Source organism: Microcoleus sp. LAD1_D3 (assembly GCF_036702135.1).
Classification (GTDB): domain Bacteria; phylum Cyanobacteriota; class Cyanobacteriia; order Cyanobacteriales; family Microcoleaceae; genus Microcoleus.
In genome coordinates, this window is record NZ_JAUBSB010000002.1 from 42,891 (window position 1) to 59,265 (window position 16,375).

The following is a 16,375-nucleotide window of genomic DNA, read 5'->3' on the forward strand; positions in this document are numbered from 1 at the left end:
AATGACTAATGACTAATCACTAATCACTAATCACTAATCACTAATCACTAATCACTAATCACTATTGCAGCGGCAAAAATACCGTCATCACCTCACCCTTTTGGGGCCGCTGGCGAATTACCAACTTCCCGCCAGCAGCCCGAAATAAATTCTTAGTCACGCTCAAGTTTAAACTCAAACTTCCCGTCTCCGGCTGCACCATCAACAAAGGCCCGATCGATCGCAAAGGACCATTCGCCTTAGCTGCAAAAGTCGATGCGCCATTAGCTTCAGGTAGGTGTTCCGATTCCAACTGTAACTTTAACTGATCACCCGCCAATGTCACCTCCACCTGAATGCGACTCCCCGAGGGCAAAGTTCGAGTAAAATTCTCAATCAAATTAGTTAAAACCTGATCCAACATCGTCGGATCGCTGACAACCGCAGGCAATTTTTTCGGCACAATAACTTCCAAAGTGTGGTTGCGAACACTCGCCTGTTTTTGCCAGCGGGGAATGCTATTTTGCAGCACTTCCCCCAGGGACATTGCTGTTAGCTGCACGCCAGAATTTTTAGCTTGCGACATTTCCAATTCCACGGCGCGGAAAATTAAACCGAAGCGATCGATCTGAGCGGTACACTCAGCATCAATCATTTCCAAACGCTTGATCACTACCGCATCGAGCTTGGGGCGCTTCAGCAGCAGCCGAGTCAGTGTGCGAATGGTAGCCAAAGGTGTGCGGACTTCGTGGGCGATCGCCTGTAGCAATTCCACCTCTTTAGTAGCCAGAGGAATTGGAGATTTACAGTTGATATCTGTAGCCGATAACTTTTGAGGCATCGGGTTCAAACCATCATCAATTCTTTCATCCTTCATCCTGCCTGCTTCATCTTTACCCAAAGGCAAATTATGCAACAGCAAGCGGCTGAACTGCATCACTGTTTGATAATTTGGCTCCCCAGGCAAAAACTGCTCGAACAGCGCATCTAATTTAGTAGAATTATTAGTTAATTGGCTAACTGGTAAATTGAAGCTGGCGTCAGAATTGGCAAGCAAACTGTCGCTTTCAGTCACCCGGCGCCGCAAAACTTCCCACGCTTTCGCCACTACTTGCGGATCGAAAGAAAATAGAAAAGCCGGAATTCCCGCAGAATTTTCACCCAAAACCATCACCAGGCTAAAACTAACAGTTAAAACCAAACAAAACTGCTCGTTGGCTAAGGGATCGCCACTTGTCAAAGCCAAAGCCGGGGCCGCTGCAGGCACTGATGTTTGCACATCAGCCGCCGGCATTAAAGCTAAAGTTTGTCTAGCCCGAAAAGACCACAAAGCTGCATCGTTGTCAGGAATACTGGTAAAAATCCAATTGGCAAAGCCGTTGGCCAAAGCGGGGTCAGTCAAAACCGAAGATGGGCCTGACAAAACCAATCCCTGACAGGAATTGGGGATGGTCGATCGACAATTTGGTCGATCGGCATCTGTTTTTTGTCCTGCTTTTTGCCGATCGAGCATTTGATTCAAAGTTGCGATCGCCCCGTACCATTCCTGTTCAGCTTTCAGCCGAGCAGCCCCACGGCTTCCAGGACATCGATGGCGGTTTTCTCCCGCCAACTTAGCATCAAAGAGACTGAGGTCATTTTCTTGGCCTTCGGAGGCTAAAATTGCGCTTATTGTCGGTAAAAAGTAAGTATTCACAGTTATAAACCCACCTTCGGAGGCATGAAGGGTGAAGTATTTATGTATAGGAAAGTTCAGGAGTTAGGAGTCAAGCACCAGCAGGATCAAAAAATCCCGCATAATTTCTTGCGCCTTCCTCCTAACTCACAGGATATCCACATTTGTCAACTAACGATATTGGCAGAACCGTACCAATAAGTCGCAATCTCCGCGCTTGGGGCGATATTTTGCACGATCGCCCTGACAAAAGTGCAAAATGAAGTAAGTTAAACACCGTGCTTTCCTTATGCCCACCTCGATCGCCGACTCGAAAAATCTGCTGTCAGACTTAATGGCACGCTACCGCCACCAAGTCGATTATCTGGCAATTCGACTGGAAGAAGCCGAAGGCACCGACATCCTGCTGCGGGGCGAAAAAATTGAAACCCTCAGTGAAGGAGTCTCAATTGGCGGCCAAGTCAGAGCTTGTCACAAAGGCGGCTGGGGCTTTGCCAGTTTTAACAGACTTTCCACCCTCGCCGAAAGAATCGAAGAAGCCATCGCCGCGGCAAAACTGATCGGCGAAGAAGAAACGATCCTGGCGCCAGTTACGCCAGTACAAGACATTTGCTTGCTGCCGCTGACAGGAACAGACCCCCGTCTGGTTCCCCTAATTGACAAAAAGCAATTGTGCGATCGCTACGCGGCGATTCTCCGCAGCATTGACCCCCGCATCGCCACCATCTCCGTGCGCTACGGCGACAGCACCCAGCGGATGCTCCTCGCCACCTCCGAAGGCACCATGCTCGAACAAGGTTGGGCAGACATGGAAATGCGCTTTGCAGCCACCGCCCGCAGTGGGGAAACCGTACAAACAGGCCGCGAAACCACTGGTTCCCGCAAAGCCTACGAAGACTTAACCGATCTCGATGTTCAAGTTCGCAGCGCCGCCCAGAGAGCGGTAGATTCCCTAGCCTTACCTCCCGTCCAAGGCAACACCTACACCGTCGTCATCGACCCAATTTTGACCGCATTATTCGTCCACGAAGCCTTCGGACACCTTTCCGAAGCCGACATGGCCTACGAAAATCCCGACATCTTGGAAATTATGACCCTCGGCCGCCAGTTCGGCCCCAAAAACTTGCAAATTTTCGACGGTGCAGCGCCAGAGGGACACCGTGGCAGCTATTTCTACGACGATGAAGGCACTCCCGCGACTACTACTCAGTTAATTAAAGACGGTGCTTTAGTCGGGCGGCTGCACTCGCGGGAAACTGCGGGCAAGTTGGGAGAAACGCCTACCGGCAATGCTCGCTGTTTGAATTATCATTATCCGCCGATCGTCCGCATGACGAATACTTGGATTGAACGGGGTGACACGCCAGTTGCTGACTTATTTTCGGGTATCAAAGAAGGAGTTTATGCGCGCAATTGGCAAGGCGGCATGACTAACGGCGAAATGTTTACTTTCAGTGCCGGCGAAGCTTGGATGATCCGCGACGGAAAACTCGACAATCCGGTGCGGGATGTTACTCTTTCGGGTAATGTTTTCAGCACTTTAGCTGATATTGAGGCGATCGGCGACGATTTCTACTGGGATGAATCCGGCGGCTGTGGCAAGGCAGGACAAAGCGGTTTGCCCGTCGGCTGTGGCGGCCCGAGTTTGCGGATTCGCGATGTCGTTGTTGGCGGTGAAGCTGCGGAAGAAGATTAAAGCTGCAAAAGTTTAAAAAATAAAGGTAAAGCGCCAGATTCCTACTCGCGCTTTACCTTTATTTTTTGAGTGCAACATTTCGCGCCCGTTTGTGGTGTCTGATATTTTGAGGATATTGGGCAAAAAAACCGGAATAGCCAAAAATTATGTCTGGAGTCGTCAAATACGGCTAAAAAATCGGTTTTTTGGTACGCAGTACGTAAGTGCCCAATTAAGGGCTCGAAATCTTCAAGTTTTCTCTTCTTCTCCCAATTTTATATTCTCCCATTCTCTCCCTAATTCCTTGCAATTATCGCTTTTTTCGGCTTTATCTCCCCTTGCCTCGTCCTGGCGGCTCATCTTTACCGTTATCTGCGTCAAAGCTCTGAGTGTCGGCTACGGCGGTTAAAATTTCGGAAGCAGAGTTGTCTTGAGCAAAAAAGGTCGATCGAGTTTCTAAGCTTTGAGCGTTAACTGCGGTGCCGCTCAGTAATAGGCTTGACATCAGGATGGAAGAGTAAACGCGCATCATAAATTTTGGTGTTTGTATTTTCCCCTTCTGGATACGCAGTGTGTACTCTGCTATCAGGATAAAAAAAATAATTGTGGGGAAATCATCAATTAGTAAGTGAGGGCACCTGCAATTTTTTTGAGTTTTGGTTAAAAGCGGGTGAAATCCATCATCTAGCTCGCTTGTTCGCGGATAATTTCTCGTTATCTACTACTGGCGGGCAACCAGCAGAATTCAAGATCCTGTTCAAAAAAAGAATCCTAGTCTATGCCCGTGTTCCCAACCCTGGTAGTTATATAGCAATCCTTGCAGGAGTCGTAAATTTTTTACCCCACCCCAACCCTCCCCGAACCCGCTGTGAGGGAGTCAGAAATTCACAAATGATCCGAGGATTGCTATAAATCCTTCCCAAATCTAAAATCTAAAATCTAAAATCTAAAATCTAAAATCTAAAATGGTATGACCCTGGAATCCTCTTGAAACGGTCTTCCAAGAAGGAAACACAAACCGCAAATTGTAAAGTTTTACTACTTTTATGATTAACTTCATCATTTATTGAGGTGAAGCGGCAACCCGGGGATTAAAGACACAACATGAGAGTACCGAGGCGCGCCCTCAGCACCTTACATATAAATATCTTGGTGAATGAGATTCCTTAAAGCGGGCAATGCCTAATTTTTTACATTAACTTCATAAATGGTTGCTATTGTATTTTTAAATAAATTGTGAAGCTCTTATTTTTTCTGATCTTTTCTGACTTTTCTGATCTTGCTTTGTGACAAAAGGGCTTACGCGCCACTCCGAAGGAAGAGTCGAAAGCGGTTGGGGAAAAAAAGCCCGTTCACAAAATCGTGGAGTCAATCTTAAATCTCAACTCTCAAATCGAACTGGCGGGCAGAAAGTAAAAAAACCTGGTTTTAAAACCGATATCGCGGAGTCAATCTCAAATCTCAAATCTCAAATCTCAAAGCGACTGACTTGCACATCTACCTGCACGAACACCGAGTCGAGGGTTGACGAGTTGTCTAAAATAACATCAGCTTGTTGACACTTTTGAGCTAGGGGCAACTGGGCGTTAATGCGGGCATTAGCTCGATCGTAACTCAAGCCGTCTCGCTGCATTAGTCGTTCTAACTGCACTTCGGGTGAACAGTACACCACCCAAATTTCGGTACACAAGTCAGTCATATTAGCTTCAAACAGCAGCGGCACTACCAAAACCAAAGTCAACGTGTCAGTCGGGGCGCAGAAACCGGGGTTTTTTTCAACAATACTCGGTTCTAGCTTTTGGTGAAAAAACCCGGTTTCTGGAGTCTTTGTACCTAAATTCTGTGTGTCCTGGGATACCGGGCTCGATGCAGCAATGCAGATTTGAGTTTCCTCAACAAATCGGCGGCGCACGTAAGGGTGAATCTGTTGTTCCAACCACTGCCGCTCGGCTGGGTTACAAAAAATAATATTTCCCAACTCGGGCCGATTTAAATTGCCGTCGGGCAGCAAAATAGCCGCGCCGTATCGTTCTACAATAGAGTACAGTATTGGCGAACCGGGGTTCACAGCTTCGCGGGCGTAGATATCGGCATCTAAAATCGGAAATCCACAGGCATCTCTCAGATAATTAGATATAGCGGTTTTACCGGTGGCGATGCCCCCAGTTAAACCAATCAGACGCACAATTCCATCGCTCATAATTTTCTCTGTTTAAACTTCCTGTGTTTCGACACTTACTGTCAGTCTTTGCTATGTTGGTGACACAATCAAATTTAGACTGAAAATTTAAGATTTGCGATCGAGAACTAGCGTTAGGAAGTGTCAGCATTGGGGTGCGATCGACTCTTTTTTACCTAAAATCTCAATTTTAAACTCGAATCAAGGTCTAGACCGAGGCAAACTTATGAATGCTCAACGTGCTGTGCGGTCGATTCTGGCAGCAATTCCCCTTGCTGGATTTTTGATATTAGATTTTTTCCCCAACCTGGTTTTCCTCCAAGAAAATAGCAGCGGAGGGGTACTCGTGGCAATTTATCCCCAATCTCAAATTGCTGCAGCACAATCTATTACTCCAGCCCCAGACGGCACCGGAACCACTGTCACCGCCCCAGGTACAGGGTCGCCCCCTCGCTACGACATTAAAGGCGGCACTACCTCCAGAGACGGAGCAAATTTGTTCCACAGTTTTACTCGGTTCAATCTGAATTCTGGCGAAACGGCCAATTTCATCTCCAACCCAACCGTTAAAAATATCCTCGGCCGGGTTGTCGGTGGCGATGCTTCCTTAATTAACGGTCTAATTCAAGTTAGTGGCGGCAATTCTAACTTGTTGCTGATGAATCCCGCAGGCATCATCTTCGGAACAAATGCCCAACTCGATGTGTCCGGGTCTTTTTTGGCTACCACCGCTAGCGGTATAGGTTTTGACGACGGTTGGTTCAACGGTACAGGGGCGAACGACTACGCAGCCCTAGTCGGAACGCCGAATGCTTTTGTTTTTGGCTCACAGCCCGCGAGTATTGTCAATGCCGGTAACTTGGCTGTCGGAACCGGGCAAAATTTGACTTTGCTGGGCGGTACGGTCATTAGTACAGGACAACTTTCAGCCCCAGGCGGTCAAATTACTGTGGCGGCTGTTCCGGGCGAAAATCTGGTGCGGTTGAGTCAAAACGGACTTTTGCTGAGTTTAGAAGTTTCTCCAGCAGCCGGAGTGTCGGGTTCGGAAGCTCTTCCCTTCTCTCCGCTGACTTTACCTCGGCTGCTTTCGGGCCCCGGCGTGGCTAACGCTACGGGTATAACTACGAACGCTCAAGGTGAAGTCGTGCTCACAGGCGGCCAAACAGTGCCTGCAGGTGCTGGAACTGCGCTGTTAGCGGGTTCTGCAGACGTGTCTGCTAGGGGGGGCGCAGGAGGAAGCGTCAACGTGTTGGGCGACAAGGTAGGGCTGTTTGGAGCGAAGATTGAGGCTTCGGGGCCCGACGGCGGTGGAACGGTGCGGATCGGGGGAGATTACCGAGGCGAGGGAACTGTGCCGAATGCCAGGATGACTTACGTGGATGGCAAAAGTTCGATCGCCGCCAACGCAACTGAATCCGGCAACGGTGGTAGTGTTGTTGTCTGGGCTGACAACACAACAGCATTTTTGGGCAGCATCAGCGCAAATGGCGTTTCTGCAACGGGAACCGCAGGTGTTGGCGGGTTTGTGGAAGTTTCGGGCAAGCAAAGATTGATTTTTAACGGTACTGTTGATACCTCTGGGACAAACGGTTTGGGCACTTTGCTGTTAGATCCAGAAAATATTTTAATTACAGATTCCCCAGAAGCTGCGGGCGATGCGGCAATTATTGCCAACAATAATATTTTGGCAACAGGAACGCCACCAGAACAGCCAAACAATTCTGAGCCTTCGCTGACAATTTCGGCTAGAGCTTTGGAAAGTATGTCGGCTACGTCAAATGTGGTTCTCGAAGCGCTCAACGATATTACAATTGCTGATTTGGCGGACAATCAGTTGAGCTTTCAAGCAACTACTGGTTCGGTAACATTGAGAGCAGATGCCGATCGCAATGGTGCGGGTGCTTTTTCGATGAATGCTGGAGATACAATTAGCACGGCTGGCGGTGCGATCGCCATTTCGGGAAGTCAAATTACTGCGGGCAATTTGTCGAGCAACGGCGGAAATATTAGTTTGATTAGTCAGGGCTCGACTGTTGCAAACAATATTTCTTCATCGAATCCCAGCACCGGCAGCAGCGGAAATATTTTGCTCGAAGGGCTGAACGTAACGGCCCAAAAACTTGATGCCAGCGGCCCGGAAGCGACGGGAAATGTAACTGTGACAGCTCAGAATATTCTGGGAGTTAGCTCGATCGCAGGGGGATCGGGAAACATTACTTTGACTGGTAATGAAATTAATTTCAAAGGTGACAAAAATTCGGTCAGCGGTACTGGCTTTTTGGTACTTCAACCTTGGAGTCCCGGTCAAAATATTGCGATCGGCGGTTCTGGAGATGTCGGCACTAATATTTATTTGAATCTGACGGCAAACGACCTCGGAAGTTTGGAAAATGGGTTTGCTGGAATTACGCTCGGGCGCAGCAACGGTATAGGTTCAATTCTGATTGCCAACGATTTCACATTTTATGATCCACTAATTATTCAATCGCCAGCGGGTTTGGGAACAATCACTACCACAAATTCTTTGACAGCGGCCGACAATGCCTCAATTACTCTCAAAGCTGACGGCAATATCAGAACCGGAAATATCACTACCAACAATCAGGAAATTCGCATCGTCAGCACCGCAGGCAATGTCACAACTGGTCAGCTACTTACTGGAACTGCCCGCACTATCAACACTTCTGTCAATCCTTCCGAAGATATAGGCAATTCGGCGGGAGATGTTAGTGTTACTGCACAGGGCACGGTGACTGCCGGGGCGATCGACACGAGGGGCGATCGCGCGGGGAAGGTGACGCTGACGGGGCGCAATGGAGTCACTGCCGGGGCGATCGAAGCTGGTGGCTCGGAAACACCGGGAGATATTACCCTGACGGGCAACGAAATTGACTTGACGGGTGACAAAAATTCGATCGCCAGCAACGGCAATCTGGTGCTGCAACCGGCTGATCCAAGTCAAAATATTACAATTGAAGGTTCTGGCGATACAGAAGCTCTGAACTTGACTGCTGCTGAATTGAACACTTTTCGGAATGGGTTTGCTTCGATCACGATCGGGCGCGCTGACGGTAGCGGTGTGATTTCGATTCCTTCTGGAAGTTCAAATTCAACGCCGAATTCAACGCCAGTGGCGGTGACATTTCAAGATCCGACGACTATTCGATCGCCCAATGGTGCAGGCGCGATCGTGGGAACGGGTGCGATCGTCGGCACTGATAAGGCCACGATCTCTCTGATGGGCGGTACTGTAAACGTCGGAGACGTTACCTCGACTGCGGGGATTAACATCACTAGCAGTCAAGGCAAGTTGACTGCTGGTAGGGTTTCATCTCGCTCAACTTCCGGGGTGGCGGGCCCTATCAATATTCGCAGCGCCGGTGCGGTAGAAACCGGCAACATCGATGCTTTTGGTGCCAGAAGCGGGGGAGATATTTCGATTGCGGCGCCGGGTCGGATCGTTACAGGGGTGATCAACTCGAGTTCGCAATCGGGAAGTGCCGGTTCGAGCCAAATTACCGGGCAGAAAGATATTGAAGTTGTTTCGATCAAAGCTCGTGGCAATACCGGCGGCGATGTGGCAATCGAAGCTGGGGGAGCGTTTCGGCCTGCGGGAACAGGAACGGCGGCCGATCGCGCCGAGGTCAGCATTTCTACAGACGGGCTGGCTCAATCGGGTACACAGACGCTGCTGCAAAGCACTTGCCCGTCGGGAACCTGCACGGCGGCGACTGTTGGGACGGGAAGCTCGAAGTCGAACACTGCCACCTCCTCAACTGCGATCGGGCCGTTGGCGATCGTGCCGAGTCCGGCACCAACTAGCAGCGTGGAACTGCAAACTACAGACAATTCTCAACAAATTGTGACTCAGGTGAGTCTCCCTCCCGCAGCGTCGGTGCCAAAGGGCAGTACCACAAATGTCTCGCCAGAACCTGCTGCTACGTCTGTTGATGCGGGACCGAACGAGACTGCGGCCGGCTCCTCGGTAGTGCTGGTGCCGTCGGTGTTAAAAGACAATTTGGGCGCGCCTGCGACGAGAGAAAACGGCAGCGTGGCAACAACTCCACAGAAGCCTGCGAGTGCGGTGAGTGCAGAAAGTATCGGGAATGTGAGGGTTCCTGAGATTTCTCGATCGAGTTCGATCGCGCAAATAAATCCGATCGACGCAGTGCAGCAAAGGGATATAACTCAGGGCCGGGAATTTGAACGTTACTTTGGGGGCAATCTCGGTCAAAAGTCGGTCACGCAGCAAAGTATTCGAGATACTCTCAGCAGCGTTAATCGCTTGACGGGAGTTAAACCCGCCATCCTTTACGTGTGGGCGAAAGAGAAACATTTAGAACTTGTGTTGTTATTGCCAGACGGCAAAAATGTTTTTAAAAGCGTGCCTGCAAGCCGCGAGACAGTGCTGCAAGTTGCTAAACAATTCACTAATTCTATCAGAAGTCCTAGGAGATTGAATGCTGCTGATTACAAGGAACCTGCCGAGGAACTTTACCAGTGGTTAATTGCACCGCTGCAACCGGAATTGGATGCTAACAATATTGATACTTTGGTGTTTTCGATGGATGCCGGTTTGCGAACTTTGCCTTTGGCGGCTCTTTACGACGGCAAGCAGTTTTTGGTAGAAAAGTATAGTTTGGGGCTGATTCCCAGTTTGAGTTTAACTGATACTCGCTATGCTGATGTTAAAGGTTCTGAAGTCTTAGCGATGGGTGCGTCAAATTTTCCTGCCAAGTACGAGCAAAATCCTTTGCCTGCGGTGCCGCTGGAAATATCGACAATTGTGGGCAAGATTTGGCCGGGTTCGTCTTTTCTCAATGAAGCTTTTACTTTGGCAAATTTGAAGCAGAAGCGCAATCAACCGCAATACAAAATTATTCATTTAGCTACTCACGGCGATTTTCAGCCTGGGGGGGCGGAAAATTCTTACATTCAGTTTTGGGATACTAAGTTGCAGTTGAATCAGTTGGATCAGTTGAAGTTATCTAACCCGCAGGTGGAGTTGTTGGTTTTGAGTGCGTGTACTACGGCGGTGGGAGACGAACAAGCTGAGTTGGGGTTTGCGGGGTTGGCGGTGCACGCGGGGGTAAAATCGGCTTTGGCGAGTTTGTGGTATGTCAGCGATGTCGGTACTTTGGGGCTGATGACTGAGTTTTACCAGCAGTTGCGTACAGCGCCGATTAAGGCTGAGGCTTTGCGGCAAGCGCAATTGGCGATGCTGCGGGGAGAAGTGCGCTTGCAAGATGGTTATTTGGTGCGATCGGGCAATAATCAAGCTCTGCCTTTACCGTCGGAGTTGGTCACTAGGGGCGATCGAAATTTGTCGCATCCTTATTATTGGGCCGCTTTTACAATGATCGGTTCGCCGTGGTAATTCTGAAGGAAGAGGGTGCGATCGGCCAAAAAACCGGGACAGAACAAGTCGCAAAACTCGCAGGATGGAAATAGCTAAAAAAGTGCGGTAATATCATTAATATCATTTCCGGTTACACTCCTTATGATGTTGACTGTTGACGGTTGACTGTTGACGCCGTGAACAGTCAACCGTGAACAGTCAACAGTGAACTCTAATTTACTATTCCGATGCTAACGGATTTGATATTAGAGGTAATAGAGGCAATCTTTTGGGAGTAGAGACAACAACGATTGGTTTCTAACCCACGGCTGATTTGGGAAATCAACTGCCTCTCACTACGTTGTCTAATTATATGAGTTCGCCATCGTCTAGACGATAAACATGAACACAGTTGCGACCTTTGCCTTTGGCAGCATAACAAGCAGCATCAGCCGCCCCCATAACCTCCATCAAATCTTGGCTGGTTTGGTTAATGGCAACAACTCCAATACTGACCCCGATGATAAAGGTTTTGCTATCCCAAATAAACCGAAACTGATGCACTATGTCTTTGAGCTTTTCCGCAATCTGAGTTGCTTTAGAGAGGGGACATTTAGTAAGCAAAAGACCAAACTCATCACCTCCCAAGCGAGCCAGTGTGTCATTAGCGCGGACTCCCTTTTGTAAAACTCTAGTGATTTGGCGCAGTAGCTCATCGCCAGCAATATGACCTGCGGTATCGTTAACGACTTTGAACTTATCTAAATCTAAATAACAGAGAGCGTGCTGCTGATTGCTATCTTGAACAGAGGCGATCGCCTCAATTAGTCGCTGCTCAAATCCTCGACGGTTGATTAAACCCGTCAGAGCATCGTGATTGGCTTGCCAAGAGAGTTGACGAGCAATATTGCGCGATTCGGTAACATCATGAAAGACGATGACTGCCCCGATAATTTGACCTTGGTAGTCTCGAATCGGTGCTGCTGAGTTCTCAATGGCATACTCAATCCCATCGCGCGCAATGAGTGTAGTATGGTTAGCTAAGCCCACAATTCGCTTCTCCAACAAAGCCTTGTCCATCGGATTCTCTAATGGCTGTCGCGTTACTTCATTGACAATTTCAAAGACTGTAGACAGGGGGAGTCCCTTAGCCTCATGAGCCTTCCAGCCTGTCAGTTGCTCAGCGATAGGATTGAAAAATCGCACATTACCTTGAGCATTGGTAGTAATAACTGCATCACCAATCGATTGGAGAGTCACTTGAGCGAGTTCTTTTTCGGCAAAGAGGGATGCCTCGAGACGTTGGCGTTCTTCCACTTCTCTCAAGAGACGTATATTCTGCTCTTGGAGGCTTTGTTGCAACCGTCGGATGGTTAGGTGAGTTTCGACACGAGCTAATACTTCTTCGACTTGAAACGGCTTAGCAATATAATCTACGGCACCAACAGCAAACCCCTGAACCTTATTGAAAGTTTCCTTGATAACACTCAAAAAAATTATCGGAATGCCTGTGGTTTGCTCGTCAGATTTTAATTGTTTACAAACTTCATAGCCATCAAAATCCGGCAATTTAATGTCGAGTAAAATTAGTTCCGTCCATGGCGATTGGGCGGCTCGGATCGCCATTGCGCCTGTTGTGGCACAGCGAACTTTATAACCATGTGCGCTCAAAGTACGGCCCAGAAGACGCAGGTTATCAGGCAGATCGTCAACAATTAAAATATTGCCGCGGTAGTTGGTATGTGGATCGCTAACTCTATCGCTAGTTCTCTCGACGAGAATCCTACTGCTTTCCATACTTTCTTGCAAAAGGATTATAAGCCTATGAATAAGAGTATAGTTGAATTATTAAATTATAAACTCACTTTACGCAGCCAGAAGTCCTGCGATCGCAGAGTTCGAGGACTGGCACACTGGCACAGCCGCTACAAAATCTGAGTTGTTGAGGTAGGGATAATCCCCCCGTGGTTGCCCTTCTTCGTTTGGGCTAACATTAAAAGAACATTTTTTTAACGCAATCTGCTGTATGAACAAGCACATTTCTGAAAGGGCAAGTCTACTCGTCATTGCGAGCGGATGTCTCGTGCTGCTGGGTTCGTAACTTGACATCTCCCTACTCAAAAGTGGTTTTCCCGGTAAGACTTCGACGATGAAGCGGGCAATGGCAGAACTCAATCGCTAAGCACTTCAGCACTCATGAATAATGCAGGTTAGGTATGATTACACAATTTTTTGAGACGGGAGGATTCATTCCTCATGGTCACTGCTATCTCTGGCAAACAAATTTAGTAGGATTACATATTTTATCCGATGGTTTAATTGCTTTAGCTTACTACTCCATCCCCATCATGCTAATCTACTTTGTGCGACAGCGCCAAGATACTCCTTTTCAGAAAGTATTTTTTCTGTTTGGCGCCTTCATAATTGCCTGTGGTACAACTCATATCATGGAAATTTGGACGCTTTGGTTTCCTACTTATTGGCTTTCGGGAGGACTTAAAGCTATTACTGCTCTGATTTCTATATATACTGCATCTGAGCTAGTGTTTTTAATTCCCTCAGCCTTAGCTTTACCTAGTCCAGCTCAACTTATTGCGGCCAATCAAGCCTTAGAGAAGGAAATCAATGAGCGCAAGCGGGCTAAAAAGGAACGCAAACAAATTGAGGAGGCTTTACGAAACAGTGAAGAGCAGTTTCGCAATGCGTTTGAAAATGCGTCAATTGGAATGGCGATCGTTTCACTTGATGGGTACTGGGTTAAAGTCAATCCTGCCTTAATTCGGATTATTGGCTACTCCTCAGAAGAGTTGTCAGCGTTAAGTTTCCAAGACATTACCCATCCTGACGATTTAAACGTGGATCTTAGTTATGTACATCAGCTATTAGCAGGAACAATTTTAACTTACCAAATGGAAAAACGGTATTTCCATAAACAAGGACATATAATTTGGATTGTTCTTAATGCCTCAATAGTACAAGATGAACAGGGAACTCCACTGCATTTTATTGCTCAGATCCAAGACATTACCGCTCGAAAAGAAGCTCAAAAGACGCTAGCTCTTCAGAGTCTTATTATCCAGAACATGGCAGGTGGAGTGTGTTTAATTAAAGCCTCAGCCCTCACGATCGTCTACACCAATCCCAAATTTGACTCTATGTTTGGCTACACAGAGGGCGAACTCGCAGGTCAACCCGTTGGTGTCTTGAATTATATCGATCAACAGCTAACACCAGACGCAAGCTTGCTAGATCTTGTTACTCAAATTGATCAGAACGGAGAAGCACAATCTGAAATCTACAATAAGAAAAAAGATGGAACTCTCTTTTGGTGCAGAGCTCATACGTCTAGGTTTGAGCATCCTGAATACGGAACTGTATATGTTGCCGTTCAGGAGGATGTGACAGAGCTGAAACAAGCTGAGCAAGCTTTGCGAGATACCACAAGTCGCCTCAACTTTCTCCTGAACTACAGCCCCATCGTTATTTTTAGCTCTAAACCTTATGGCGACTATGCAGCAACGTTCATCAGCGAAAATATCAAAGATGTATTGGGCTATGAAAGCATTGCGTTTTTAGAAGATTCTGAATTTTGGGTGCATAACTTACACCCAGATGATGTAGAACGAGTGCTTAATGGCTTAGCCAATATATTCGTCAATGATTTTTATTTCCATGAATACCGTCTTCGTCACTCTGATGGGGTTTATCGCTGGATACTCGTTCAACTCAGACTAATTCGAGATCGGGCAGGTAGACCAGTGGAAATGGTGGGATCTTTAATTGACATTAGCGATCGCAAACAAGCCGAGTTGGAACTTAAGCAAGCTAAAGAAGCAGCAGAAACAGCAAACCGAGCCAAAAGTATGTTCCTGTCGAATATGAGCCACGAACTCCGTACTCCTCTCAATGCTATTTTGGGATTTACGCAATTGATGAGTTACGATCCTGTTCTGACTCCCGAACTCCAACAAGATTTGGCGATCGTCAATCGTAGCGGCACACATTTATTGGAATTGATTAACGACATTTTAGATTTATCTAAAATTGAGAGCGGACAGATGACACTCTATCTTTCTGACTTTGACCTAAAAAATTTGCTGAGTTCTCTTGAAGAAATGTTGCAAGTTAAAGCCCACTCGAAAGGATTGAAATTAATTGTCGAGCAAGAACCCAATCTTCCCCAATTTGTGCATAGCGATGAGAAAAAACTGTATCAAGTCTTAGTCAATCTGCTCGGTAATGCGATTAAGTTTACTCATCAAGGAAGCGTCACCTTACGAGTAAGATCAGAACAGAGCGACCAAACGTCCTGTCGCCTATGTTTTGAAATTGAGGATACTGGAGTGGGAATTGCTCCAACAGAAGTTGACCGCTTATTTCAGGTGTTCGTGCAAGCTGAAGCTGGGACTAAATTGAATCAAGGTACTGGTCTAGGTCTAGCTATCAGCCAAAGATTTGTCCAACTCATGGGTAGTCAGATTCGGGTTCAAAGCACATTGAATCAGGGCAGCATTTTTTACTTTGAACTTGGGGTAAAGTTAGCTCAAGCAGTCTGGCCTGCCTCAGAATTGCCTAAACAAAGAGTGATTGGTATAGCTCCAGGACAACCAACTTACCGCATCCTTGTTGTTGAAGATTTAGAGGAAAATCGTCGCTTATTGGTCAAATTCCTTACCTCAGTCGGTTTTGAGGTGCGCCAAGCAACACAGGGAGTTGAAGCACTATCCCTGTGGGAAAGTTGGTCCCCACACCTGATTTGGATGGATCTACGAATGCCGATTATGGATGGCTACACAGCTACTAAACGCATTAGAGAACACCCTCAGGGACAAGAGACTGTCATTATTGCTTTAACTGCCAGTGCTTTTGAAGAAGAGCGAGAGAAAGCTCTTATGGCTGGTTGTGACGACTTTATGAGCAAGCCATTTCAGGAAAGGCTCGTCTTTGACAAACTCGCTCAACACTTGGGAGTAGAGTACATCTACACAGTTGTAGGAAAAGATTGCCAAAAACTATTTGTGGATTCTTTATCTCCAGAAGATCTAGCCGTGATGTCCTCTCAGTGGTTAGAAGAAATGTATCAAGCTGCCTACTATGTTGATCCTGATGTCATGAACGAGCTAATCAAACAAATTCCCGCATCTCAATCAACCCTTTCCAGTGCGCTAATTGATTGTGTCAATAACTTTAAGTATGACCAAATTGTGGAGTTAATTCGACCTCTCCTCCCGAATCCAGTTTAGTTATCGAGTTCAAGGACAAATTTGATTCTATTACCATCAGCCACAACTGCTCTTTTAACACTAAAGTGTCGATGCTGTCTTTGATGATAACGCCTTCATCTTCTTCGGAAATTTCGAGGAATTTTTTGGGTTTAATGTAGAAATGATGCAGATAAAACTCGCCCGCAAATAACAGCGGAGAGACGATCGATAAACTGATAATTTTTTCTAGCATGGGCGGATAGGATCGCAAGTTGAAGTAACCCGCTTTAATCTGAATCCAACTTGCTCGGACTTGCATTCCTCA

Annotated in this window: 9 protein-coding genes; 3 read left to right on the top strand and 6 right to left on the bottom strand. The window is 47.2% G+C overall.

The window, feature by feature from the left end:
* Nucleotides 1–61: 61 nt before the first annotated feature.
* Nucleotides 62–1,675, bottom strand: coding sequence for a HAMP domain-containing sensor histidine kinase (locus QUA74_RS01190; protein ID WP_333324206.1), 1,614 nt, complete (start codon nucleotides 1,673–1,675; stop codon nucleotides 62–64).
* Between the two features lie 268 nt (nucleotides 1,676–1,943).
* On the opposite strand from QUA74_RS01190, the gene QUA74_RS01195 reads away from it, so the two are divergent.
* Entirely contained in the window at nucleotides 1,944–3,350 is a 1,407-nt protein-coding gene (locus tag QUA74_RS01195) for a TldD/PmbA family protein (RefSeq protein WP_333324209.1), read from the top strand.
* A 307-nt stretch (nucleotides 3,351–3,657) separates the two neighbouring features.
* Here the strand turns inward: QUA74_RS01195 and patX are convergent, their stop codons facing one another.
* Both patX and coaE read right to left on the bottom strand, forming a co-directional pair.
* Nucleotides 3,658–3,861: a heterocyst-inhibiting protein PatX gene (gene patX / locus QUA74_RS01200; protein ID WP_333324211.1), complete on the bottom strand. Its 204-nt coding sequence runs from the start codon at nucleotides 3,859–3,861 to the stop codon at nucleotides 3,658–3,660.
* A 936-nt stretch (nucleotides 3,862–4,797) separates the two neighbouring features.
* A complete protein-coding gene (gene coaE, locus QUA74_RS01205; RefSeq protein ID WP_333324212.1) occupies nucleotides 4,798–5,529 on the bottom strand; it encodes a dephospho-CoA kinase in 732 nt (243 codons plus the stop codon).
* Nucleotides 5,530–5,734: 205 nt separating this feature from the next.
* Between coaE and QUA74_RS01210 the strand changes: the two genes are divergently transcribed.
* On the top strand, nucleotides 5,735–10,885 hold the full coding sequence (locus tag QUA74_RS01210; protein WP_333324214.1) for a CHAT domain-containing protein: 5,151 nt from the start codon (nucleotides 5,735–5,737) through the stop codon (nucleotides 10,883–10,885).
* 330 nt (nucleotides 10,886–11,215) lie between these two features.
* On the opposite strand, the gene QUA74_RS01215 is transcribed toward QUA74_RS01210, so the two are convergent.
* Both QUA74_RS01215 and QUA74_RS01220 read right to left on the bottom strand, forming a co-directional pair.
* Nucleotides 11,216–12,643, bottom strand: coding sequence for a diguanylate cyclase domain-containing protein (locus QUA74_RS01215; protein WP_333324216.1), 1,428 nt, complete (start codon nucleotides 12,641–12,643; stop codon nucleotides 11,216–11,218).
* 69 nt (nucleotides 12,644–12,712) lie between these two features.
* Nucleotides 12,713–13,021 carry a hypothetical protein gene (locus tag QUA74_RS01220; protein WP_333324218.1) on the bottom strand — a complete coding sequence of 103 codons (309 nt, stop codon included), beginning with the start codon at nucleotides 13,019–13,021 and terminating at the stop codon, nucleotides 12,713–12,715.
* Nucleotides 13,022–13,062: 41 nt separating this feature from the next.
* Here QUA74_RS01220 and QUA74_RS01225 point away from each other — a divergent pair, with 41 nt between their 5' ends.
* Entirely contained in the window at nucleotides 13,063–16,089 is a 3,027-nt protein-coding gene (locus QUA74_RS01225) for a PAS domain S-box protein (protein ID WP_333324220.1), read from the top strand.
* Here QUA74_RS01225 and QUA74_RS01230 read toward each other — a convergent pair.
* Nucleotides 16,034–16,369 (bottom strand): hypothetical protein, encoded by a 336-nt coding sequence (locus tag QUA74_RS01230; RefSeq protein WP_333324222.1) that lies wholly within the window; start codon nucleotides 16,367–16,369, stop codon nucleotides 16,034–16,036. The two genes, QUA74_RS01225 and QUA74_RS01230, sit on opposite strands and share 56 nt — an antisense overlap.
* Nucleotides 16,370–16,375: the final 6 nt, after the last annotated feature.